44 protein-coding genes and 1 pseudogene are annotated in these 20,818 nt (G+C 61.4%); 13 read left to right on the forward strand and 32 right to left on the reverse strand.

Features of this window, described 5'->3' with window-relative positions:
• Positions 1-41: 41 nt before the first annotated feature.
• The 32 genes and pseudogenes from QZM35_RS17250 to QZM35_RS17405 form a co-directional block, all read right to left on the reverse strand.
• Positions 42-308, reverse strand: a complete 267-nt coding sequence (locus tag QZM35_RS17250; RefSeq protein WP_301776451.1) for a hypothetical protein — start codon at positions 306-308, stop codon at positions 42-44.
• The gene (locus QZM35_RS17255) at positions 308-700 is read right to left on the reverse strand and encodes a DUF551 domain-containing protein (RefSeq protein WP_301776452.1); all 393 of its coding nucleotides are present in this window, start codon (positions 698-700) and stop codon (positions 308-310) included. Before QZM35_RS17255 ends, QZM35_RS17250 begins: the two co-directional genes overlap by 1 nt.
• Positions 693-962, reverse strand: coding sequence for a hypothetical protein (locus QZM35_RS17260; protein ID WP_301776453.1), 270 nt, complete (start codon positions 960-962; stop codon positions 693-695). The genes QZM35_RS17255 and QZM35_RS17260 overlap by 8 nt, the downstream gene beginning before the upstream one ends.
• On the reverse strand, positions 959-2,437 hold the full coding sequence (locus tag QZM35_RS17265) for a hypothetical protein (protein WP_301776454.1): 1,479 nt from the start codon (positions 2,435-2,437) through the stop codon (positions 959-961). The genes QZM35_RS17260 and QZM35_RS17265 overlap by 4 nt, the downstream gene beginning before the upstream one ends.
• A gap of 19 nt (positions 2,438-2,456) precedes the next feature.
• Positions 2,457-2,906, reverse strand: a complete 450-nt coding sequence (locus tag QZM35_RS17270) for a DNA N-6-adenine-methyltransferase (protein ID WP_301776455.1) — start codon at positions 2,904-2,906, stop codon at positions 2,457-2,459.
• Positions 2,907-3,102: 196 nt separating this feature from the next.
• Positions 3,103-3,783 (reverse strand): DUF3820 family protein, encoded by a 681-nt coding sequence (locus QZM35_RS17275; RefSeq protein WP_301776456.1) that lies wholly within the window; start codon positions 3,781-3,783, stop codon positions 3,103-3,105.
• Complete coding sequence (locus QZM35_RS17280; protein ID WP_301776457.1) at positions 3,780-4,280, reverse strand: siphovirus Gp157 family protein; 501 nt, start codon at positions 4,278-4,280, stop codon at positions 3,780-3,782. Before QZM35_RS17280 ends, QZM35_RS17275 begins: the two co-directional genes overlap by 4 nt.
• A gap of 2 nt (positions 4,281-4,282) precedes the next feature.
• Positions 4,283-4,618, reverse strand: a pseudogene (gene ssb, locus QZM35_RS17285) (single-stranded DNA-binding protein); the annotation flags it as partial.
• A 2-nt stretch (positions 4,619-4,620) separates the two neighbouring features.
• A complete protein-coding gene (locus tag QZM35_RS17290; RefSeq protein ID WP_301776458.1) occupies positions 4,621-5,235 on the reverse strand; it encodes an ERF family protein in 615 nt (204 codons plus the stop codon).
• Between the two features lie 113 nt (positions 5,236-5,348).
• Positions 5,349-5,531 carry a hypothetical protein gene (locus tag QZM35_RS17295; protein WP_301776459.1) on the reverse strand — a complete coding sequence of 61 codons (183 nt, stop codon included), beginning with the start codon at positions 5,529-5,531 and terminating at the stop codon, positions 5,349-5,351.
• Entirely contained in the window at positions 5,531-5,716 is a 186-nt protein-coding gene (locus tag QZM35_RS17300) for a hypothetical protein (RefSeq protein WP_301776460.1), read from the reverse strand. Before QZM35_RS17300 ends, QZM35_RS17295 begins: the two co-directional genes overlap by 1 nt.
• A complete protein-coding gene (locus QZM35_RS17305; protein WP_301776461.1) occupies positions 5,713-5,916 on the reverse strand; it encodes a hypothetical protein in 204 nt (67 codons plus the stop codon). The genes QZM35_RS17300 and QZM35_RS17305 overlap by 4 nt, the downstream gene beginning before the upstream one ends.
• Before the next feature lie 615 nt (positions 5,917-6,531).
• Positions 6,532-6,687: a hypothetical protein gene (locus tag QZM35_RS17310; RefSeq protein WP_301776462.1), complete on the reverse strand. Its 156-nt coding sequence runs from the start codon at positions 6,685-6,687 to the stop codon at positions 6,532-6,534.
• Positions 6,684-6,842 (reverse strand): hypothetical protein, encoded by a 159-nt coding sequence (locus QZM35_RS17315; protein ID WP_301776463.1) that lies wholly within the window; start codon positions 6,840-6,842, stop codon positions 6,684-6,686. The genes QZM35_RS17310 and QZM35_RS17315 overlap by 4 nt, the downstream gene beginning before the upstream one ends.
• Positions 6,823-7,428: a hypothetical protein gene (locus QZM35_RS17320; RefSeq protein WP_301776464.1), complete on the reverse strand. Its 606-nt coding sequence runs from the start codon at positions 7,426-7,428 to the stop codon at positions 6,823-6,825. The genes QZM35_RS17315 and QZM35_RS17320 overlap by 20 nt, the downstream gene beginning before the upstream one ends.
• A gap of 19 nt (positions 7,429-7,447) precedes the next feature.
• Positions 7,448-7,921, reverse strand: a complete 474-nt coding sequence (locus tag QZM35_RS17325) for a DNA N-6-adenine-methyltransferase (protein ID WP_301776465.1) — start codon at positions 7,919-7,921, stop codon at positions 7,448-7,450.
• A 176-nt stretch (positions 7,922-8,097) separates the two neighbouring features.
• Positions 8,098-8,679 carry a hypothetical protein gene (locus tag QZM35_RS17330; protein ID WP_301776466.1) on the reverse strand — a complete coding sequence of 194 codons (582 nt, stop codon included), beginning with the start codon at positions 8,677-8,679 and terminating at the stop codon, positions 8,098-8,100.
• Between the two features lie 22 nt (positions 8,680-8,701).
• Positions 8,702-8,890: a hypothetical protein gene (locus QZM35_RS17335; RefSeq protein WP_301776467.1), complete on the reverse strand. Its 189-nt coding sequence runs from the start codon at positions 8,888-8,890 to the stop codon at positions 8,702-8,704.
• Complete coding sequence (locus tag QZM35_RS17340) at positions 8,887-9,579, reverse strand: hypothetical protein (protein ID WP_301776468.1); 693 nt, start codon at positions 9,577-9,579, stop codon at positions 8,887-8,889. Before QZM35_RS17340 ends, QZM35_RS17335 begins: the two co-directional genes overlap by 4 nt.
• Positions 9,580-9,649: 70 nt before the next feature.
• Positions 9,650-10,267, reverse strand: coding sequence for a hypothetical protein (locus QZM35_RS17345; RefSeq protein ID WP_301776623.1), 618 nt, complete (start codon positions 10,265-10,267; stop codon positions 9,650-9,652).
• Positions 10,267-11,385, reverse strand: coding sequence for a hypothetical protein (locus QZM35_RS17350; protein ID WP_301776469.1), 1,119 nt, complete (start codon positions 11,383-11,385; stop codon positions 10,267-10,269). Before QZM35_RS17350 ends, QZM35_RS17345 begins: the two co-directional genes overlap by 1 nt.
• Before the next feature lie 41 nt (positions 11,386-11,426).
• A complete protein-coding gene (locus tag QZM35_RS17355) occupies positions 11,427-11,708 on the reverse strand; it encodes a KTSC domain-containing protein (protein WP_301776470.1) in 282 nt (93 codons plus the stop codon).
• Between the two features lie 2 nt (positions 11,709-11,710).
• On the reverse strand, positions 11,711-11,866 hold the full coding sequence (locus tag QZM35_RS17360; protein WP_301776471.1) for a hypothetical protein: 156 nt from the start codon (positions 11,864-11,866) through the stop codon (positions 11,711-11,713).
• On the reverse strand, positions 11,863-12,009 hold the full coding sequence (locus tag QZM35_RS17365; RefSeq protein WP_301776472.1) for a hypothetical protein: 147 nt from the start codon (positions 12,007-12,009) through the stop codon (positions 11,863-11,865). The genes QZM35_RS17360 and QZM35_RS17365 overlap by 4 nt, the downstream gene beginning before the upstream one ends.
• Positions 12,009-12,311 carry a hypothetical protein gene (locus QZM35_RS17370; protein WP_301776473.1) on the reverse strand — a complete coding sequence of 101 codons (303 nt, stop codon included), beginning with the start codon at positions 12,309-12,311 and terminating at the stop codon, positions 12,009-12,011. Before QZM35_RS17370 ends, QZM35_RS17365 begins: the two co-directional genes overlap by 1 nt.
• A gap of 30 nt (positions 12,312-12,341) precedes the next feature.
• Positions 12,342-12,713: a DUF1566 domain-containing protein gene (locus QZM35_RS17375; protein WP_301776474.1), complete on the reverse strand. Its 372-nt coding sequence runs from the start codon at positions 12,711-12,713 to the stop codon at positions 12,342-12,344.
• 24 nt (positions 12,714-12,737) lie between these two features.
• The gene (locus QZM35_RS17380; RefSeq protein WP_301776475.1) at positions 12,738-12,869 is read right to left on the reverse strand and encodes a hypothetical protein; all 132 of its coding nucleotides are present in this window, start codon (positions 12,867-12,869) and stop codon (positions 12,738-12,740) included.
• 1 nt (position 12,870) lies between these two features.
• Complete coding sequence (locus tag QZM35_RS17385; RefSeq protein WP_301776476.1) at positions 12,871-13,017, reverse strand: hypothetical protein; 147 nt, start codon at positions 13,015-13,017, stop codon at positions 12,871-12,873.
• A 1-nt stretch (position 13,018) separates the two neighbouring features.
• Positions 13,019-13,354, reverse strand: coding sequence for a hypothetical protein (locus QZM35_RS17390; RefSeq protein ID WP_301776477.1), 336 nt, complete (start codon positions 13,352-13,354; stop codon positions 13,019-13,021).
• A gap of 1 nt (position 13,355) precedes the next feature.
• The gene (locus tag QZM35_RS17395) at positions 13,356-13,571 is read right to left on the reverse strand and encodes a hypothetical protein (protein ID WP_301776478.1); all 216 of its coding nucleotides are present in this window, start codon (positions 13,569-13,571) and stop codon (positions 13,356-13,358) included.
• Positions 13,572-13,907: 336 nt separating this feature from the next.
• Positions 13,908-14,309, reverse strand: a complete 402-nt coding sequence (locus tag QZM35_RS17400; RefSeq protein ID WP_301776479.1) for a hypothetical protein — start codon at positions 14,307-14,309, stop codon at positions 13,908-13,910.
• Between the two features lie 20 nt (positions 14,310-14,329).
• Entirely contained in the window at positions 14,330-15,049 is a 720-nt protein-coding gene (locus QZM35_RS17405) for an XRE family transcriptional regulator (RefSeq protein ID WP_301776480.1), read from the reverse strand.
• 109 nt (positions 15,050-15,158) lie between these two features.
• Here QZM35_RS17405 and QZM35_RS17410 point away from each other — a divergent pair, with 109 nt between their 5' ends.
• The 13 genes from QZM35_RS17410 to QZM35_RS17470 all read left to right on the forward strand — a co-directional run bounded on the left by QZM35_RS17410 (position 15,159) and on the right by QZM35_RS17470 (position 20,818).
• A complete protein-coding gene (locus QZM35_RS17410; protein ID WP_301776481.1) occupies positions 15,159-15,374 on the forward strand; it encodes a YdaS family helix-turn-helix protein in 216 nt (71 codons plus the stop codon).
• Positions 15,371-15,595: a hypothetical protein gene (locus tag QZM35_RS17415; RefSeq protein ID WP_301776482.1), complete on the forward strand. Its 225-nt coding sequence runs from the start codon at positions 15,371-15,373 to the stop codon at positions 15,593-15,595. The genes QZM35_RS17410 and QZM35_RS17415 overlap by 4 nt, the downstream gene beginning before the upstream one ends.
• Positions 15,592-15,807, forward strand: coding sequence for a hypothetical protein (locus QZM35_RS17420; RefSeq protein ID WP_089494486.1), 216 nt, complete (start codon positions 15,592-15,594; stop codon positions 15,805-15,807). The genes QZM35_RS17415 and QZM35_RS17420 overlap by 4 nt, the downstream gene beginning before the upstream one ends.
• A 109-nt stretch (positions 15,808-15,916) precedes the next feature.
• Positions 15,917-16,678, forward strand: coding sequence for a hypothetical protein (locus QZM35_RS17425; RefSeq protein WP_301776483.1), 762 nt, complete (start codon positions 15,917-15,919; stop codon positions 16,676-16,678).
• Between the two features lie 5 nt (positions 16,679-16,683).
• Positions 16,684-17,175: a histidine ammonia-lyase gene (locus QZM35_RS17430; RefSeq protein ID WP_301776484.1), complete on the forward strand. Its 492-nt coding sequence runs from the start codon at positions 16,684-16,686 to the stop codon at positions 17,173-17,175.
• Positions 17,163-18,125 carry an AAA family ATPase gene (locus tag QZM35_RS17435; protein ID WP_301776485.1) on the forward strand — a complete coding sequence of 321 codons (963 nt, stop codon included), beginning with the start codon at positions 17,163-17,165 and terminating at the stop codon, positions 18,123-18,125. The genes QZM35_RS17430 and QZM35_RS17435 overlap by 13 nt, the downstream gene beginning before the upstream one ends.
• A complete protein-coding gene (locus QZM35_RS17440; protein WP_301776486.1) occupies positions 18,113-18,331 on the forward strand; it encodes a hypothetical protein in 219 nt (72 codons plus the stop codon). Before QZM35_RS17435 ends, QZM35_RS17440 begins: the two co-directional genes overlap by 13 nt.
• Complete coding sequence (locus tag QZM35_RS17445; RefSeq protein WP_301776487.1) at positions 18,328-18,819, forward strand: hypothetical protein; 492 nt, start codon at positions 18,328-18,330, stop codon at positions 18,817-18,819. The genes QZM35_RS17440 and QZM35_RS17445 overlap by 4 nt, the downstream gene beginning before the upstream one ends.
• Positions 18,816-19,106, forward strand: a complete 291-nt coding sequence (locus QZM35_RS17450) for a hypothetical protein (RefSeq protein WP_301776488.1) — start codon at positions 18,816-18,818, stop codon at positions 19,104-19,106. The genes QZM35_RS17445 and QZM35_RS17450 overlap by 4 nt, the downstream gene beginning before the upstream one ends.
• Positions 19,103-19,438 carry a hypothetical protein gene (locus QZM35_RS17455; RefSeq protein WP_301776489.1) on the forward strand — a complete coding sequence of 112 codons (336 nt, stop codon included), beginning with the start codon at positions 19,103-19,105 and terminating at the stop codon, positions 19,436-19,438. Before QZM35_RS17450 ends, QZM35_RS17455 begins: the two co-directional genes overlap by 4 nt.
• Positions 19,439-19,513: 75 nt before the next feature.
• Positions 19,514-19,894 (forward strand): hypothetical protein, encoded by a 381-nt coding sequence (locus QZM35_RS17460; RefSeq protein ID WP_301776490.1) that lies wholly within the window; start codon positions 19,514-19,516, stop codon positions 19,892-19,894.
• A 95-nt stretch (positions 19,895-19,989) separates the two neighbouring features.
• Positions 19,990-20,274, forward strand: a complete 285-nt coding sequence (locus tag QZM35_RS17465; protein WP_301776491.1) for a hypothetical protein — start codon at positions 19,990-19,992, stop codon at positions 20,272-20,274.
• A 130-nt stretch (positions 20,275-20,404) separates the two neighbouring features.
• Positions 20,405-20,818, forward strand: coding sequence for a hypothetical protein (locus tag QZM35_RS17470; RefSeq protein ID WP_301776492.1), 414 nt, complete (start codon positions 20,405-20,407; stop codon positions 20,816-20,818).

The raw sequence follows: 20,818 nt of genomic DNA on the forward strand, positions 1-20,818 counted from the left end.
CTCACGCACCTTGCGTGGCTTTTGTTTTGGCTCGGTGATCTTCATGGCTTGCTCCGGGTGATGGCGTATAGTTGGTGCGATCCATCGGGCAGCGATCCGGTGTACTCGAAGTCCCAGTTCACCATCGAGTCGATTTTCCGGAAGCGGTGAACGGATAGAATCCCGACCGGATCCCCACAAACCTTCTCCAGCACGGCGGCTTCGATGGCGGCGGCGAAACCGACAAAGTTGAACGTGCCGTCAATGCACTTGGGCGTCTTCTCCCAGAGTGCTTCGACTTCCTCAAGCGTCAGAATCGGTTCAGTCATTAGCCTTCTCCTGCGCGGGCGGCGTCGGCCGGCGCGTCAGGAATCGGCATCCAGTGCGTTACACCGTGCACCGGCGCGCCGTAGCGATAGAACATCGGCTTCTGGCTAATGCGGCGCCCGAAGAACGCCGTGCGCTCGCCGCTTTCCATCGCCGGCCAGATCAGCACCTCGACGCCATGCGTCCCGATCTTGCGGTTGTACGGCGGCAATTTCTCGTCGACCCGGATCCAGTCATCCGTCACCGCGTCTCGCGGCTCCGGCTGCTGGGTGGCGAGGATGTCAGCGAGCAGCCCGCGAAGCACATCAGCATCCGATGTATAGCCGCACGTGATAGCCGTTTCGATAGCCCATTCGAGCGATGCACGTCGTTCCATGGTCAGCGTCTTACTCATGCTTGGCTCCGGTGTGTGAAAGATAATTTGCAAGCGGCGGATAGCCTTCCTGATCGAATGCTTCACGCAAACGAATTGCCGCCTCGTCATCAGCACCAAGAATTTCTGACACCGCATTGCATAAATGGCGCTTTCTCACGCCCCACATGTCGATAGCTGCCTCGATGTTCCCCGCCGCTTGGCAAATCGAATTGACGCGCGTCGCGCTCAAGACGGCAATGCGCCGCTGGTAGCGCAATTCGTCCACGTATCTGCGCTTCATTGCTTAGCTCCTTCGAGAAGGGCGCGGAGTGCCATCGCGTAAATCTCAGCGTTGTCGTCGGCAATTCCGTTGCTGGCATGCCCGGTTTCCAAGACACATGCGAGTCGCATGAGCACGCCGTGTTGCTCGCGTGTCAGCTCCTGCCGAGTGGCGACCTGCTCGGGCGCAGCGGCTTCCGGCAACGGCGAATTCTTCGGCTTCGCTGCCTGCTTCGCGCGGATCTGCTCGACCTTCGTCCAGACACGGGCGAGTTCCGTCTCGCCGGCCGCGTGCATATCCAAGGAATTCGCGAGGCAGAGTGCGGCGAGCGTGACCATGACGCCACCGGCTTCCTGCGCCGGTTCGCCGACCGGTCGACCGAACGTATAGTCGACGAGCTGGTGCGCCTCGCTGGCCGTGCAGCCGCATGCCTGCACCAGTTCGAGCGCCTCTTCGAGGAATCGGTGATTGCGCTCGATGCGATCGGCCGCTATCTCGGCACCGAAGCACGCGAGCATCCACGGCTGTACGCGTGACTGGAACGCCACCGCCTCTTGCCCCGCTGCTGCTGCGGGCTGCGATGCTGCCGCGCGGGCAGTGAACCGAGCGAGACGCCTCTCAATAACGTCGGTTATGCCGCGCCAGTCGAGTTCCATGCGCAGGCAGCTTTCCACCCAGTCGGTGATCATGGAGTTGAGGGACTCGGCGCATGCTCGGGTATTGAACGCCGCCCGCTCGTCTGCCGGCGCTGCCGCTGCATCTGCGGAGGGAGGCTGAGGGGCAAACGGGTGAAGCCCGACGTGCCAAACGACGATCCCACCGATCTCGAATGAAACGGACCATGTATCGGCCGCCCACTCGTTCTCGTCGGAAAGCATTGCCGCATAGTCGGCGCGTAGATCCGCCGGGGCGTCCGACGCGGACCCATACATCATGCCGAGAACGGCGTCTAGTAGGTCATCGCGGCGCGTGACGATCTTTGCCTCGGGAATATCGCTTTCGCCATGGCCGATGACGATGAAGCATTCGCCAGATACCGTTCCCGCCACCTCAGTGCGAGGGGCGCGGGCCGCTTGCCAAAATTGCCATGCGAATTCTTCTTCAGGTTCGCCGCAATAATTCGCGCCCCTGATCGGCGCGCATTCGTCGATGGTCTTGCATGCTGGGGAGTAGTAGAACTTCTGGAACGCCGCCCGCTCATCCGCCCCATTGCCCGTGCCTTCGAGCGGGGCGGCCGACGTTCCGACTGCGACTCTCATGGCTGTCGCTGCGCTACGTGATCCAGCACCATTCAGAATGGCGCGATTCCCCGCGCTCCACATGTCGATGAGTTGCTGATCCGTCAGCGCGTCGACACCGGCCGGCGCTGCTTCGTGCTGCTCGACAGAGTAACGAGCCTCGCGCTCGCATGCGCCGGTGCCGCAGTTGCGCGAGCATTCAATGTCGGCGATTGCGCATACTCGGACGGCTGCGCGGTTGTTGTCGGTGGTCTTCATGGTGGTGGTCCTCAGGTGGTCAGGTCTCGACGACATGGCCGAGTTGGCTGTCGAGCAGAGCAATCGTGTTCTCACGCCCGTATGCGACAAGGCAAATTGGCGCGCCAGAGTTGAAGGGGGCACGCCGGCCATCGACATAATGAAAGTGCGGGCGGCCTCGCACGAAGCACACAGAATCGGCACACGGCCACACGCATTCGTAGAACATCGCTGTCTCGGTGCGTGCCGGGATCAATGCGATGCCGTTCCCGTGAGCGTTCATGCGGCGCAGCCATTTCACGGCTTCGCGGCCGAATGGCGGATTGCACCAGACCCGACCGCGCCATGGCCGCGTGAGGCCGTCGTCCAGAATCGTGAGATGTTCGCGCGCCGTATCCCAAGGCCGATTCACTGGCGAGCAGGGATCAAGATCGAACTCGCCGAGCGCACGAAGCCATTCGGGCGGCGTCAGCCACTCGTCGTTTTTCATCCGAGCGCTCTGGTGCGAAGACATGCTCATCGTCATCCTCAATCAGTAGAACAGCATCAATGGCAAAAAAATCGGCCCCTATACCAGCGGGCCAAATCACCACGGGGAAATAGGCGCACCACTCCACCCTGCGGAGAAACGCCGCCCTTATGTCGGCCTATTCCTGTGTTGGGTGGGTGGTGCGCGGAAGGGAGGCTTAGTTCGGCACCGGAAGGCCAAACGCCTTGAGAAGATACGGATCGGGATCGGGTTGACGTGCGTACCATGCTCGATAATCGTATGGCACATCGGCAATTGGCCTGCCCGCGTGTTTGCCAAACGACATATGGGTCGGAATACGCGCCTTCTCCGAGAACTGATAGACGTCTTCCCAGGTTCCCATGTCTTCGCCGCAGTGCTCGATAATTGCAAAGAGCACGCGGGCGCAGAGATAGCAATCGGCAAGCGCGTTATGTGCGTCTCGAAGCTCAAGACGCACTGCTTCCAGATTCGATCCAAGCATGTAGCTAAGTGCGCCAAGCGTGTGCGACTCGGCATCCGGCCAGACCCGTCGCGCCATCGCCAACGTGCAAATGCGCTTCACGTTCAACCTACCCGCGACTTCCCAATCGAAATCGACCTTGTGCCCGATCATGTACTTCATGTCGTTAGGCAAACGGAACTCGCTGTTCGGTGGACAATCGACCAAATCCGAAGGCAGGATATGGTGAACAGCCATCGCGCCGAAACTGATTGCCTTGGTCGGCTGATAGCGTTGCAGGAACACATCGCGCGGAGCGTGATCGGTCAGATCGTCGCTCATCGTCAGTAGCGCCGCCTCGATCAATTGCGGCTCGTCCGCGCTTGTCGTCTCGGTGTCAAAAATGTATGAGGTCATTTGATTTCCAACCTGTTTTTTTGTTCCAGGCGAGCACCGGGGATTTCTTGCCCCGCCTTCAGCGCCTCCTTCAGCGCCCCCTTATCGAGCGACGGTTGTGGGGGTTCTGGCGTCTTAAGAAATGACGGCGGAATCTTTTTCTCGTCATCCACGATCAGCGACGGTGGATTCTTCCGGATCGATAGCACAAAGAATGGCGATTCGATTTTCTGGAGTTTCGCATGCTCCATGTTGGAAAGCAGATAGTCCCGGACATGATTCGCTTTCTTTCTGATCGCTGCCGCACGCTCACTCATCATTTCAATCTGCGTCTCGATGGCGGCTGCGCTGGATTCTAGATTGCGAACGAACATGGCGACGTTGATCGATTTTTCCTCGATGTCGCCGTTAATCGATTCCAGCGTGTCTTTAAATGTCTGCTCATCCAACCCAAGTTGTTCGAGCTGATCAAGTTGTTGGCGATACTCGCCAGCGATGGCGAAAAGACTGAGACTCATTTTTCTCGGCTCCCAAGAAACTGAACTACGTCCGCGATGATTTCGGTCGAGTACTTATCTTGACCGTTGCTGTCCTGCCACTTGCGCGTCTTGATCTTGCCTTCGACGTACAGCGACGAACCCTTGCGGACGTGCTCCGAGACAATCTCGGCCAGCTTTCCGAAGAACGCGATCCGATGCCATTCGGTAACGTCCTTCGGTTCTCCGGTAGTCTTGTCCTTGTACTTGTCCGATGTGGCAACGCGAATGTTTGTGATCGCATCGCCGCTCGGCAGATATCGTGTCTCGGGATCGGCGCCCACGTTGCCGATGAGAATGACCTTGTTGACGGATGCCATAGTTATGCCGCCTTTTTCAATTCTTTCATGCGTTGATTGAAAGTCGCATTCGCGGCGGCCTTCTGCTCCTTGGTCAGACCATTCATGATCTCGACCAATTTAGGCACCGTATCCGCTGATCGCATCTGTTCTTCAATTGCCAGATCTGCGGCCGTTGATTCCGACCGCCCTGCCGCATTCTTGCGGCTCGCCACGTCGTGCGACGAACCATCTGCATCATTATCGCCTTCAGTCGGGATGCAAAACGTCTGGAAAGCTGCATACTTATAGGCCGCTGACATTGCTTTGTTCGTTGCCTTATCGGCGCTGTCCATCGCTTCGCCGAAGGTTCGAACAGTATGCTTACTGCCATCCTCAGCGCTCACGAAGTCAAATTCCGCTTCGACCGTGACGTAAAACAGCGCGCCACCCTTCTGGGTTTGGCGCTCAACTACTTCGCGCGAAATCATGCGCGGCAGGATAACGAGGTTATGTGCGGCCAGCATCGGCGCAAGCGCGTTGTACACATCATCGATGCCCCGGAATTGGTAGCCCTGTTGCTGATTCTTCCGATCCTTCGAGATGCCGTTTTTTGCCATCTCGCCTGCGATTGCCGCGATTGCCTGATACACATTCATGTTGTGCTCCGGAGAGTTGATGCCAGCCAAGGGCGTCCTCGGCTTCCTGTTCCTGCTGCTCTTGTTGCTGTTGCGCTTGCCAAAATGAATCGTCGTCGTCCGTCATGCGACACCTATTCGAGGTTGCGCCGATGCCACTCGGCGACCAGCGCATCTAGTTCCGCCCCAACCGCTTCCCTAGCATGCCTCTCGTCGCGCCAGCGGTTGCCGTCTGCAAGTTCGTAGCGGCGACGGGCGTTCGATGCTTGGTTGATTTGCGCCAGAAGTTCGCGCTGGTTCATGGTTGCGATGTTCATCACAAAGCCTCCATTGGTGGAGGTGTGATTTTTGCCTTCACTTCTACGGGGCATCCAAGGCAGTCGCCAAAGACCGTTCCGAGCGAATCCATGATCTCAATCATTTCTTCGATGCTTGGGTCATTGCTCTTGATGAACTTCTGGACACGCTCGGCAAGAATTCGCTTGTTTGCGATTGCGCTCATGCTGCCCCCTTCTTCGTCAGCTCCGGCACATACCGACCGTCATAGTTCGGCGCCAGCAACCAATGGCTGCCGAGGAATGCAATCTTGTGTTTCGCCCGCGCTTTGTTTGCGCTGCCCGTATGGCGCAGTTCGGCTTCCAGTCGTTCGGACTGGGTGAGGCATACGTTTGTGCGCACGTGGCGCAGGTCAATCATCTTCATCTCGCTCTCCTAGCATCCAAGTCCCGCATACTCAGCCGCCTGCTGTTGCTTCGCGATCTCGAAGCACGCACCGCAGCACGTTTTCTTCAATTCCCAACGCTTGCTGAAAAAGTAGCCGGTGAAGTGTTCGCGCGGCTTCACGTCGTCCTTCAGGTTTCCGCATTCGTCGCACCGATCTAGTACGCGCGTCGTCATCTGGCGTCGATTCCAAGCATCTCTGTCCATCACTGCCCCAGCGCGCACAACTCGACGTATCGGATGGCCTGGTACGCGCAGCACGATCCGACGATCAGGTTTGCAGCGACAAGCAAATTTAGGCGAACCCAGAAGCCTCGCATGGCGTTCTCCTTAGTATTCCTCAAGGCTTTGTGGGGATGGGGCCGGTGGTGTGGTTCCGGCTTGCTGCCGCGCGGTGTGGGCCGCAATACGTGCGAGGCTCGCGGCTCGAACTACTAGCCTCGTCTATACCGACGCCTACCCGTGTTTCCGCCCTATCGTTGATCGGGCCGATCGTTGCCGTGAGCGATGCCTCGCCGTGGCCGGGTAGATGCTCCCTAGTCGCTGCGCAGTCACCATCTGCGCATTCCCATCCCTACAAAGCCCTTGGCATCCTCATCACTTGACTGGCGCCTGAATCTTGTCCATAAACGCCCTGAACGCCGCATCATCGCGCTTGCGTTGCTCGCCGCGGATGTAGTCCTTAAACGGAGTCATAATCCGGCGTGCCGCATCGAGACGCGCGAAAATTTCTTCGTGGCTTTCCTCTTTCACGTTGCCTCCTTCACATACTGGTTGTAGGCCGGCCACGCGTATTCCACGTAGCCGGATACGGCGTAGCTGATAGCTTGGGCGATCAAATCCATGGCCCGCTTGTCGCCAGCGTTGCGAGCGATTTCGTAGGCTCGTCTAAGTTTGCTGATGTCCATTTCTATCTCTCGCGCAAGCAGCCAAAAAATCGCGTGCGTGCTTGGTGATAATCTCGTGACCCATCGCTTCGCCAAGGGACGTAAGGGCGCCGATAGCGCAAATTTGATCGACGGACGGCACCGCTCCCGCCACCTCAGTGCGAGGGGCACGGGCGATTCGGAGCGCCCATAGGCCGTTGCCCCGGTCGATCCACTGGCCTGCATTGAAAGATCGTCCTTGCTCATCCTCGACTTCCACGAAGCGGCCGGATTGATATGACGGCGGTCCATCGAACACGATGTCCATGAACGCCGCCCCATTGCCCGTGCCTTCGAGCGGGGCGGCCGACGTTCCGACTGCGACTCTCATGGCTGTCGCTGCGCTACGTGATCCAGCACCATTCAGAATGGCGCGATTCCCCGCGCTCCACATGTCGATGAGTTGCTGATCCGTCAGCGCGTCGACACCGGCCGGCGCTGCTTCGTGCTGCTCGACAGAGTAACGAGCCTCGCGCTCGCATGCGCCGGTGCCGCAGTTGCGCGAGCATTCAATGTCGGCGATTGCGCATACGCGGACGGCTGCGCGGTTGTTGTCGGTGGTCTTCATGGTGGTGGTCCTCAGGTGGTCAGGTCTCGACGACATGGCCGAGTTGGCTGTCGAGCAGAGCGATCGTGTTCTCACGCCCGTATGCGACAAGGCAAATCGGTGCGCCGCTGTTGAACGGGGCGCGCCGGCCGTCGACATAGTGGAAGTGCGGCCGGCCGCGCACGAAGCACACAGAATCGGCGCACGGCCACACGCATTCGTAGAACATCGCTGTCTCTGTACGCGCCGGGATCAACGCGATGCCGTTCCCGTGAGCGTTCATGCGGCGTAGCCATTTCACGGCTTCGCGGCCAAATGGCGGATTGCACCAGACCCGACCGCGCCATGGCCGCGTGAGGCCGTCGTCCAGAATCGTGAGATGTTCGCGTGCCGTATCCCAAGGCCGATTCACTGGCGAGCAGGGATCAAGATCGAACTCGCCGAGCGCACGAAGCCATTCAGGCGGCGTCAGCCACTCGTCGTTTTTCATCCGGGCGTTCTGGTGCGAAGACATGCTCATCGTCATCCTCAATCAGTAGAACAGCCGCATCGGTTGGGCGCTCGGCTCGCATCAGGCAGCGTTTAGCATGAAAGCGCCGGGAGTCGAGTCGGTGCTATGACGGGGCCCAGCCGTCATCCGAGCGCCCACCGATGCAGCCGGGATACCGCGCGTGTGGCGCGGCGGGTGGGTCACTGCGCTTCGCGTGCGAGGTCGCTGCCCGCGAATGGATCGCGGTCTTCGTCATCGACGTCGGTGTGGTCGCCACCGAACAAATCCGGATCGACGTAGTTGTCCGGCGCCGTCAGCGTGATGCCGATCTCCTGCTGCAGCCGCGTCGCGATCTTCCCGTGGTCTGCCTCGTCCTTCGGGTGCGCGGTGATCTTGAAATGCACGCCGACTGAGCCGCCTTCCTGCGTGGTGAACCGGATGTCCTTCAGGCCGCACTCGGCCAGCAGCACGTCTTCGGTACCCGTCGCGCCGATGTGGAAGCGCAGCAGGTACCCTTCATACTTGCGATCCCACGCGAGGTTGCACATAAACGGGAAGCGCAGCTCGGTCAGGCCGTCGTGCTCCATCGGCAGCTCGCCGGGCTTCGGCTGCGGCTTGCGATACAGCATCGCGCGCAGCGCCGGGTCGAACTCGCCAAGGACGTCACCGCCCACGACGACGGACATGCCGATCGTGATTGCGGGCTTGCGCTCGGCGCCGTGCTTCTCGCTGACGTTCGTGCACGAGACGATCTTCGCGAGGGTGTTGTCGAGGTTGAACATGCTGGCTCCTGTGGTGGATGGCTTACTGCGGTTGCGCGACGCGCCCGGCCCAGTGCCGGATGCGCTTCTCGACGTACTCGGGGACTGCGCACACCTGGCCACCGTCGAACGCGGCGAAGACCGGCTTCAGCAGCTCGCGGTCGATCGCGCACGTGACGACGTCGTGGCGGATCGCGGCGACCAGGCGGTAGAGGTCGTTCGACGTGTTCATGCAGCCCTCGCGGCGAGCACGTCGTCCTCGAACACGCGCACGCCGTCGAGCGGGCAGTTCTTCTTCAGCGCGAGAGCGATTTTGTTGATGGCCGGCATGTTGGCGTCGAGCAGGTCGACGTATTCCGGGTGCGCTGCGATATAGCGGATCAGTGCGAGCTTGTCGTTGACCTCGGCCTTCCATACCTTGCGCGTCGAGATGCCCTTCGTTTGCGGAAGCGCGGCAATGACCGGCGCCGTGATCAGCGTCGCGGTCTGCTGGAGCGTGGCCGCCTCGGCGACGCCTTGCTCGACGCGGCTCTCGGCCTCGGCGTTCAGCCGTGCGGCGGCTTCGACATCGCCAGCCGCCGCAGCCTGTTCAGCCTGTCGCTGGATCGCCTGGGCTTCGGCCTGCGCCGCAGCTTCACGCGCGGCAGCTTCGGCTTCCATGCGAGCACGCTCCTGCCGCGCGGCTTCTTCTAGACGCGCCTGCTCGGCGATGCGCAGACGCTCCTGCTCGCGGTCGTAGCCCTGGATCGCCTTCTTCAGGAGCGCCTCGGCCTGCTCGAGGTAATCGGTCGGCGCCCGGAACAGATCCATCACGGCTTTCTTCGCCGCATCGATCGGCTGCGTGATCGCCTTGCGCTTCGTGTCGAGGTCCTTCTGCAGGCCTTTGATCTTCGTGAGGTCCTGCACGGCCAGGTCGCGCACCTCGGCGCAATCGATCTCGAAGACCTTCGCGCTCGCCAGCGCGCGCTCGGCGCCCTTGAACAGTGCGTCTTCAGGACGCGGCACTTGCAGATTCACCAACGGTTGCGTGTCCATTTTTTTCCTTCCAGTTGCGGAGAGTGAGAAGCGACAGGAACACCGGCCAGTCGCCTTTATCGGTGAACGGCACCAGCCGGTAGGTGCCGTCAGCGCGCAAGCCGAGGCCGTAACGGTCCTCGATCTGCGTGCCGTTTTTCGCGAACAGTTCGCCGTATGCGGCCAGCTGCAGGCCGATCACCGGCCCGAGCGTGAGCATCTTCTTCAGGTCGATCACGGCGCGGCGCCTGTTGATCAGGCCCGAACGGTCGGGCGTGCCGGCGAACCGCAGCGCCGGATGAAAGAGCCGCTTTTCGATCGTCTCGGGCACGAAGCCCGTCTCCGCGCGGAACTTGATCCAGGCCGTGAGGTACGGCCGGAGCTCGTCCGCGAGGTTGTCCATATCGAGGTCGTCGAGGTCGTAGAGCTCGGTCATGCGGTGCACGGCCGAGCCGAGCTGCCGCGCGCGCTCGAGCGTCTCGCGGGGCACCATCGAGTAATCGACGAGAGGAGTGAGGACCTGCGTCACGCTCGGCACGCGCTTGCCCGCGACGGTATAGACGTGGTCGACTGGATCGAAAAGCAGCTCGGCCATCACGCACCTGCCATCGGATCTTCGATCCAGGCGACGATCTCGTTGTAGTTTGTGGTCGTCACGCCGTCGTAGCCGAAGCCGAAGCGCTTGCGCAGGTCGGCCTCGCCGAGAGTTGCCTGCTCCATCTTCGTTTTCAGGATGCGCATCACGCTGTCGCTCGCCGGCGTGCCGGCAGCGAGCGTGCCCTGCTCGAACAGTTCGTCATCGCCACCGGGCTCGCGCGCGGCCGGCTGCTGCGCTGCGCGGCGGGATGTACGTTGCGCCGGAGCGGCGTTTTGTTGTGTGCCGTCCGCCGGTGGTTGTGTGATAACACCGTCGGCGTCAGCCTGCGGCGCGGCGGCGGCGCGCGCGCTCTTCGATTGCGGCTGCGGCACCGGCGCGCCGTCGGCCGGCGTCTGCTCGGCGAAAGCCTGCTCGACCGTTGTCTCGCCTTCCTTCAGCGACGTCGTGATGCCGAACAGGACGGTCAAGTGCTCGAGCGTGATGTCCTCTTCGCCCTCGATGCCGAGCAGCTTGAACACCATATCCGGCGTCGCGCCGTACTTCTGCAGGACGCCGAGCGCGCGGGCACGGCGGTTCGCGAGCGTCTGGTTGTCGCCGACCGCCGTCCGCCTGGCTGCCTCGTACATGTCCGACCAGAAAGCCTTCGGCACACCTTTCAGGATTGCGTTGCGCAGCGCGATCGAGCACGCTGCATTCGCCGTGACGCCGATCATGTCGGGCTTGAAGCGGTTGCCCCTCTTGTCGACGATGCGGCGCTGCACCTCGTAGGTGATCGCGACGTTGCGTTCGAGATCATGAAAGACACCCTGCGCGGTGACGAACTCGCCGTGATCGTTCACGACACGCGCGCCGGCGCGGCTGTTCCCCCAGGCACTCGCCACCACTTCCGCGAAGCGTGCGCTCGGGCCTTCGATCGTCTTGCCGTCGCGCGGCAGTGCGTAGATGCATTCCTGCGCGATGTTCTCGTTCAGCGTGACCATTTGCAGCGTCTCGTCGCGGAAACGCTTGATCGAGCGCGGATACTTGTGAGCGGTTGCGATCTGCTGATCGATCTCGCTCTTGTTCAGCAGCGCCACGGTGCTGCTGTCGACGTCCATTTCAACGATGTCGGACATGGATTCCTCGGTGGGTAATGAAGGGAGAGCCGCGCTTCGCGTTACGCCTGGTCGCCGGCCGGCATCTTCTCAATGCAGCGATACGGGAAGCGGTCGACGTGCGGTTTGATGTGCTTGTAGAAGTGCGAACCGATCGACTCAGCGCTCTGCAGCGCAGCGAAGTTCGCCGGCGTAGCGTTGTCGTAGTGGTAGAGCGACGTCGGCGCGCCGGTCGTGCGATCCTTGAAGCGGATGGCGAGCGTCTGCGTTCCCTCGTCGTAGCCGATGCTGTGGATCTGCGACGACTCGACGGACGTCATGGCGATGGCGGGAATGGTGCTCATGGTCAAGCCTCCTGGTGGTGGACTGCGGAAACAGGTTGGTTGTCGTTGGCCAGCGCGCCGAGTTGCGGCACGATCAGCCAGACGACGATAAAAAGAATCGTCGCCAGGACGATCCAGAGAGCGAACAGCTCGGCGACTTTGCGCGCGAAGGACTTCACAGCCAGCTTCCAGCGCGCAGCGCGACGGTGAGCCACCAGAAGAGACCGACGGCCGCGCCGAAACCGACGGCCGCGCCGATCTGGATAGACATGTGCACGCGGTGGCATGCGCGGTAGAGGTCGTTGTCGTTCGCGGCGCGCATCACAGGCACTCTCCGCAGGCGCGGAAGTGGCGCACCGGATCGACGATCGGATTGGTTGGCTCGGTCGCGGCCGCGATTGCCGCCCGCGCGAACTGGAGCGTTCCCTCCGACAACTCGGCGTGATCGCTCACCATGTCCCGGAGGGCGTCGAGTAGCCGAGGCGCGGCTGCGAACAAGCGTGCGTATTCCTTCCCGTGCGGATGCACCGAGCAGTCGGCGACCTGATATGTCGTGTCGCCGCGCCGTGCACTGACGAAGGGTCCGTAGGCTTCGAGCTCGGGCGGCTTTTGGGTCGTGTCCATGTGATTCCCCGATCGAACGAAAAGATCGAATTACTGAATAATCAATCTGCGGACGGCGCGCGCGCGGAGCGCGGCGCTCTTGACGCTGGTGGTCTGGTAGCCGAGGTAGAAGTCCTGAGACCAGGCCCAACCGGATCCGTTTTCCTCGGTCGACCAGTACCAGTCGCGTTTGAATTGCTCGCCCAGATTCGCGAACATCAGCGACTGTTCTCGACGCGTGGGCAGCTCGCCCCCGATCGACGCGGCCCATTCTTTCGCGGCTTCCCAGTCGCGCTCGCCGTCATCGCCCGGCAACAGGATCACGTGATGATTCGGCGCGCCATTCTTGCCGATCAGGATTCCGGCGTAGTGCTCGCCCGCATTGAGCTCGGGCAGTTCGATCGCTTGCTTCGTGGCTTCCATGGATATCTCCGGGTGGTTTGCGGCTCAGCCGCGGTGGTGGTCGTCGTTCTCGATGTTCTTCATGGCGCTGCGGATGCGATCGACTACCTCGTAGCCGATGCCGAACGCGAAGAGCACGCCGAGGCCGATCAGGACGGTTTTGATGAAGAGCTGCATGTCAGCACCAGACGACGTGTTTCCAGTCGACCAGGCGACGGATCGACCAGTGGCGACGCAGCTCGGGCAACTCCATGTCCGGGCATGCGACCTCGAGATAGCCGCCCGAGAGCGGAACGATTTCGGTGTGGAGGCGATGGCCGTTCATTTCAGACCTCGTCGAACAGGCGAACGCGAACCGGCACGCGCCCACCGCCCGAGTACTCGGCGATGCGCTTCGCCGCGGCAGAGAAGGCATCCTCGAACGCAGCCATCAGCAGCCACTGGAAATGCGCGCGGTCTGAGGTGTCGCGGTATGCGTCGACGATCTTGCGTTGCTCGGATTCGTTCAGACCGGCGAGTGCCTCGAGCACGTCGTCGAGCGTGACGACTGCGGTCGCGCGCTCGAGCGCTTCGTCGGCCTCGGCCTGGGTGTCGTTGAACTGCTGCAGCTGCCGATCCGACCAGAAGTCGGCCGCGCGTTCGGTGGTGGCGGGATGGAGCATTTCAGCCGCCCACGCGCACGAATGAGCCGGCGACGAACGCCTCACCGGTCGCGTTGAACAGCTCGCGGCACATCGCGTTCTGCATGCGCGCGCCGCTATCGTCGAACGCGACGGCCAGACGCGCGCCGTTCGCGAGGATTCGTTGCTTCAGCTCGAACGCGAATACGTCGGCAGCCGACGGCAGCGTGCGCGGGGTGATCGGGTGGTGGTGGAGCATGGTGGCCTCGCGGTTCGTGATTACCTACAACCACAGACTACAACCTACAACTTCACACTGCAAGCGAAAGTTGTAGGTCGAGGCGAAAAAAATCCCGCATGTGCGGGATTGTTACGAATCCGTTAATTTACCGACCGGGGCCCGCGAATCCTTGAATGATCCATGCGAGCGCTTTTGCGCCTCCCAGTCCGACTAGGCCGAAAATGATGAAAAGTACAGCGACCTCAGGGCGCCCATTGGAATAGCTGGTGAGCGCGCCAAGACCGAGCAGGGCGCCCCAAACCCAGCCAATCCCCGCGATTACGCGGGCGATTCGAGATAGTCCTTCGTGTCCGTTCATCGCGTGATTTGCAGGTCGTAGAGTTGTTGATCGTCCGTCAAGCACGTGCCGGTTCCTGATTGGCTCAAGCCGCTGAACGAAAAGACGCAGCGGAGATTGTGGCCGTCGGCGGCTTGCGCAAGCACATTTCCATTTCCAGTTGCGCTGATGCCGATCGCATTTCCAGTCACGACCTGGCCACCAGAAAAGGCTGTGCCGAGCGAGAATGAGCCGCCGCGGACATAGACGAATTTCCCATCGTAGGTGCGATCGTCGATGGTGATAGAGACGGTCTTGTCGATCTGCTTGGCGACACCGTGAGCCATTTTCCCGGACCCTCGGGGCATCAGCGCTAAATCGTATGTTGCGCAGCCCGACAGAAGGACGAGCACACTCATCCCCGCAAGAATCTTTTGCATTTCCACCCCGCGTGCGATTGTTATTCGGGCACCCACTTGCCGATTGCGACGCCAATGATTTCGGCGTTTGCCGGCATCTGGCTGATCTGGTTCGGCCAGCTCGGGTTGAGCCATTTGAGCATGCGCACGTCTCCCTCCATCAGCAATTGCCGGAAGGTCGCGCGCGTTTCGTGTGGCATTCGGAGCATCACCATGCACCGATTGGCTACTTCTTTGGATGGATCGATTGCGACGAAGTCGCCGGGCGCGTACGACTTGAGCCCGGTGGGGTCATAGTTGGCCTCGCCGTCGATCCGAACCACAAAAGAGCCGATTCCGTGGTCGAGGGGAAATGGTATCCATTCCTCGACGCCCTCGTTCTGCAGACTGGCCATTCCGCGTCCCCATTTATTCGCGTGTTCCCACGATATGAGAGGGAGCTTCCCGAAAGATTCTTGCATCCTACTTACTTGTTCAGAATTTCGGGGTAGTGGTTTGTCCGCAGACTTATTTACCGATTCATTGACAATCATCAAGCGATCGAATTTCGTCCCGGCTACCAGGTCGGCCACCGATACGTGGAGCACTGCAGCAATCTCGGCGATTTTTGTAGGGCGAGGGTCAGATTTTCCGGCCTCCCACTTTTGGACAGCCTGAGGCGTCACGCCAATGGCTCGGGCCAAGTCCGATTGCGATACCAACGGATCGGTAAGGCTTTCTCGGATTTGCTGGATTCGGTTGCCGATCATGATTTCCTTCATGCACGGGATGTTACAAAAACTGGTTGTAAGTAGCACTGCAAAAATGGGTTGGAGGATTCGGTTGTAAGTTGTAGACTTCGGTTGTAACCATGACCGCAAGGCTATGACCATGACTCCAATCCAACGCGCAGCGCAGGCCGCCGGCGGTCAATCCGCCCTTGCGCGAAAGCTCGGCTGCACCCCCCAATCCGTCTGCAAGATGTGCGCGACGGGCCGCGTACCTGCTGAACGTGTTCTCTCGATCGAGGCTGCGACTGGTGTTCCGCGCCACGAACTGCGCCCCGATCTGTATCCGCTCGAGAGCAAGTCCAAGGTGGCCGCATGAAACCCCGCGCCGAATACCGCAACGAGGTGAAAACCCGTTTGCGCGATCGCGTCTATGACGCGCTCCAGTTCTACAAGCAGCTGCATGGCATCGACTCCGATTCGGCCGCGCTCAACCGCATCGCGGAGGTGGCGCTGTTTGGCGTTGTCGGCACTTTGCCCGCGCAGCTCGTGCCCGTCAGTGCCGATGCGGGACAGACCGGCCCGAAGGTGCGCGCATGAGTGGCGCCCGCGTGGAGCAAACGGTCGCGCTGCCCGTCATCGACGCAGCCGATCTGGCGATGCGCGCCGCAGCGCAACAGATCTCAATCCCCGATTACCTCGGCTATCACGTGCTCAGGAGCGCCTATGGCGCGATGCATCCGGTCGTGATCGCCTTCGAGCAGCGTCCCAAAATGGGACAAGCGGGGACAGAGGAGGGTGATCGTGATTGACCTCTGGATCGACGCCTGGATGGCGTCCGTCATCTGGTTCGCCTTTGGCGGTGCGTGGAGGTGGTGCTGATGGACCTCCCGAATTTCCTCACCGTGGCGAGGTGCTGACGTGGCGCGCATCCGCACCATCAAACCCGAATTCTTCACGAGCGAAGACATCGTTGCGTTGTCACCGTTCGCTCGACTGCTTTACATCGCCCTCTGGTGTGAGGCTGATCGTGAGGGACGTTTCGCCTGGAAGCCGGCCACATTCAAGATGCGCTACCTCCCGGCGGACGACGTCAACATTCTCGATTTGTGCCAAGAACTTCTCGATCGGGGCCTCGTTGTGACCTATCGAGACGAAACCGATAACGAAATCGAGAAGAATCGAGAACTTTTCGATAAATCTCTCGATACTCTCGCTTTCATCCCGAAGTTTTATCGACACCAGAATATCAATAACCGGGAAACCCCGTCCGTATTGCCTGAGCCGTTATCGAATCCACGCGTGGCCGACGCGTCACGACGCGAGAAGCACGCGCCACGAGGGGAAGGGAAGGGAAAGGAAAGGAACACTAATACACGCGTCACGACATCGCGTGACGTCGACTTCGAGAAATTCTGGGCGATCTATCCGCGCAAGGACAGCAAGGTCCAAGCGGAAAGGGCGTTCTCCAAAATCGCTCCGAACGAGCAGCTGCTCGCCAAGATCCTTGCAGGCGTGCAGCGGGCCGCGACTTCGGAGCAATGGAGCAAGGACGAAGGCCGATTCATCCCATACGCGTCTACCTGGCTCAACGGGAAACGGTGGGAGGACGGTGGATCTTCGGCGCTAATCGGCCAAACGACGACGTTCAACGGCCATTCGGCCGATAACCCCTTCGCGTGATCGCCATGGCCCGCTATCCCGCCAACTCCGAAGCTCTCGTTGCCATGCGCCGTCGCCGTCAGGCTCCGGCTGGCTCGGTGCTCGTTTCGTTCGTTGGATCGCTGCAGTGGTCGAACGTGACCCTGCATGCCTCGGTCAACGAGCGCTATGACTGGCGGCCGATCGCGGCTTTGGATGTCGAGGCTTTCGCTTCGGCTTCGATCGCGTTTCCTGCGCTGCTGCGCTCGCTGGTCGACATGGCCGCAGCGGTACCGCGGCGCATGGTGCTGACGTTCCGCGAAGGTCCCCGCGTCGAACTCGGCGAGTGGCGCCAGGTTACCGACTTCCGTGTTTTCGACTGGTGCCCGATGGCACTCGGCGGTCCCTGCTGGGACGACGCCCGAGCACTCGCATCACGCATCTTCGCCGAGCTCGGCAAGTCCATTCCCACCCCGTACGACGAGGCTTGCACGCTCGTCATCAAAGCCGCCCAGGAGGCTCAGCAGTGGCACGCGTGATTCCCGATTCGATCGACTGGAACGCCTACGTCAACGACGCGGACGACGGTCGTGCGGACGTTCGCCGAGCGTCCGAATTCTTCGACATGGTCGTGGATGCGTTCCACGGCGAGGCGCAGCAGCAGACCGGCGTCTCAACGCCGTGGTCGTCCCTTGGCAAGGATCTGGCCTTCCGTCCGGGTGAAGTCTCGCTATGGGGTGGCATCAACGGGCATGGCAAATCCGGTGTGCTCGGGCAGGTGATCTTGCACGTAATGTCGCAGGGCGAGCGTGCGTGCATCGCTTCAATGGAAATGCCTCCGCACAAGACGCTCGAGCGCATGGCGCGCCAAGCTGCTTGCAACGAAGCGCCCGCACAGACGTATCTGCGTTCGCTCGAGCGCTGGACCGACGACCGGCTCTGGATCTACAACCACATCGGCACCGTGCAGCGCGATCGGATGCTGGCCGTTTCGCGGTACTGCCGCAAGGAGCTAGGCGTCTCGCACATGGTCATCGACAGCTTGATGAAGTGCGGGATTGCGCCCGACGACTATGCCGGCCAAAAGAACTTTGTCGATCAGCTTTGCTCGCTGGCACGCGATACCGGGCTGCATATCCACCTCGTCCACCACATCCGCAAGGGCGAGCGCGAGACCGACATTCCCGACAAGTTCGACCTGAAGGGCGCGGGCGAAATCACCGACCTCGTCGACAACTTGATCATCGTGCATCGCAACAAGCGCAAGGAAACGGAGCTGCGGAAGGATCTCGACGACGAGAAGCGCGCGATGTTCGAAGCGCAGGCCGATACGGTGCTGATCTGTGCCAAGCAGCGGCATTACACCTGGGAAGGGAATCTGAAGCTCTGGTTCGACCAGGCATCGCTGCAGTACCGCGATAGCAGGACGGATGGGGCGCAGTTTCTCGATCTTGAATCGTCGCAATGGAGGCAGGTATGGGCACGCTGAACGCATCCACTACGCCCGCGCGCGAGCTGCTTCGGGTTACGAAACCGCGCGGCGACGCCTGCGTCACGATCACTGCGTCGGTAATTCGCCTGAACGGGGTACGCGTCTCGCATCAGGAGATGGTGGTGCTGCGCAAGATCGCGGCGAGGCTCAAAGGGGAGGCGGCATTCCCCATCCTTCCGCCCCAAAACCCGGAGGACGCATGACGATCATCATCGGCTGCGACCCGGGCCTCACCGGCGCGCTCACGTTCCTCGGTGCCAGCGGCGAGCTGCTATCGGTCGAAGACCTGCCAACGTGCCCGATCCCGACCGCTGGCCCGAAAGCGCGCGTCAAACGCAAGCTCGACGCTCGCGCGCTGCGCGAGATCCTGCGCCGCGGCGTTCCCGCTGACGAGCGCGCGATCTTCGCGATGGAGGACATGCAGCTGCTCGGCGGTTCGTCGGTGCAGACCATGGGCGCGCTGGCGCATACGCGGGGCGTTCTCGAGGCTGTCGCGATCCTGTGCGACATGCGCATGGAGTACGTGACGCCCCAGCGCTGGAAGCGCTTCTATGGGCTTGGCGCGGACAAGGCGCAGTGCCTAGATGCTGCCCGCCGGCTGTATCCGCATGCGCCGCTCACCCGGGCGAAGGACCACAACCGTGCCGAGAGCGTGCTCATCGCGCGCTGGGCGCAGAGGAATCTCACATGAACCCAGTCCAACTTGCCGACCAACCCACCTTCAGCGCGTTCGTGATGTCGTGCCGCCTTCCTCGCGACCCGATGTTCCGACAGTTCGTCGCGTATGCCGATGGTCGTCTCGACTGCGACGAGGTATCCGTGCAGCACGCCACGAACTACATCCACAACGCCTGCAACCTCGAGAGCCGGAATGAGCTGAAGACCTGCCGCGAGGCCGAGCGCCGGTTTCACCATCTGCTTCACGCCTTCCGGCGATGGAGTGACAACCAGCAGCACAACGAACGGAGAGCAGCATGAATTTCGTCATAAATGCCTTCATCGCGGCCCTGCTGTGGGCTGCGGCGGCCTTCCAGTCGGATGCCTCACTGAGTGTAGCCGTCGGCTATCTCTGGTTCGTGACCGCGCTGACCTGGTTCGTTTTGCTCGGCTCGCTGCTCGACAAGAAGCCGATCGATAAGAATCCGATCCGGCTTCGTAGCGTGACTTCGATGCTGATGACGTGCGCGATCGCTTTCGTGCTCGCGGTGTACTTCGACCGCGTCTGGCTGCCCGCCATGATGGTTATCGGGCACATCTTCGTAATCGCCGTGCGCAGCGCCAAATTCGACGCGCAGCGATCGGCATTCTGAGCACCACGCTACGCCGATGCGCACTCGGCCGCTGGCTCGTGCGAGACGGGCGTTTTATCTCACGCCGGAGCATGCATGACCACCAACGACGAAATCGACGACCTGCTCGAAGACTGGTATGACTGGCAGGATTCGTATCGCCCGAAGCTTGGCTATGGGGGCGCCGATCCTGCGTGCCGCGAATACCGGTCTGGCTGGCGCGAGTCGTCGGATCTGGCTGATGCGGCTGACATGCGGGCGCGCAAGGCGGTCTGCGAGGCCGTCGATGCATGCGTGTCGCGACTCGATCTGCGCGGCCGCGTGGCGATTCAGACGGAAATGCGCAACCGGTTCAGCGGAGCGCGTTCCTGGTCGTCGATTCGGCTGCAATCTCCGCTGCCCGATGAGTATGCGCGGGCGAAGGAACTTCTGCGTCCAATGTTCGAGGCGCGTGATCTGGTCGAGACGGCGCAATGAATCCCACTTGTAAACTCGATAGCGGCAGCCTATAATCCGCGCCGTGGGGGAGTCGTTCGCCCTCAGAAAACCGAATTCAGCACCCGAAAGCCCGCTTGGCAGCCGCCAGCGGGCTTTTTGCTTTGGAGCCCGCCATGGCGACGATGAGCACGAAGAAGCGCGACAAGCTGCCCGCGAAGGCGTTTGCGGGCCCGGACCGGTCGTATCCGGTCAACGATCGCGCTCACGCGGCGAACGCCAAGGCGCGCGCGTCGCAGGCCGTCAACGCCGGCCGCATGTCCCTGAGCGAGAAGTCGAAGATCGACGCCAAGGCCGACAAGGTGCTCGGCGAGTCCCCGAAGCGCGGCGAGCGCACGGCCAAGCACAAGGCCAAGAAGTGATTCTTCCGCAAGCCGTGAGTGCGCGAACCGCGGCAGCTGTCGACGTATTGGAAGCCAGTGGTCTCCGCCGGATTCCGGAACTCGTGCTGGCGACGGGCGGCAGCAATCCCCTCAACGAACGGAGCATGACATGGACGAACTGAACGCAGCACCGAGCAGCACCGAGCCGAGCGACAACCCGAACTGGACGCCGGAACAGTTGGCCGAGATTAAGGCTAGCGACGTCGTACCGATGCAGATCAATCAGATCGCGGAGGCTGGCACGGCCGCGCCGGGGGAGCCTGTCGCGGCTGCGGCGGATTCGTCCCCCCCGGCTGCTCATGCGGATGCCGATGCATCCGTACCGGCGGCGTCCTCGTCGCTCCCCATCGGCGACGCTTCGAACACTGACGCGCTGGCGGTCGGCGGCGGCGTCGACGCTCCGTCGCACCTCCTCTTGCTCGACGCCATGCTCGCCGAGATCGAGCGCAAGATCGCCGCCGGCATTCACACGTTCGCGCACGAGGTCACCGCGGCGCGCAATCATCTGGCGAAGCTGCTGTAA

This window comes from Burkholderia sp. AU45274, from assembly GCF_030482505.1.
GTDB lineage: Bacteria > Pseudomonadota > Gammaproteobacteria > Burkholderiales > Burkholderiaceae > Burkholderia.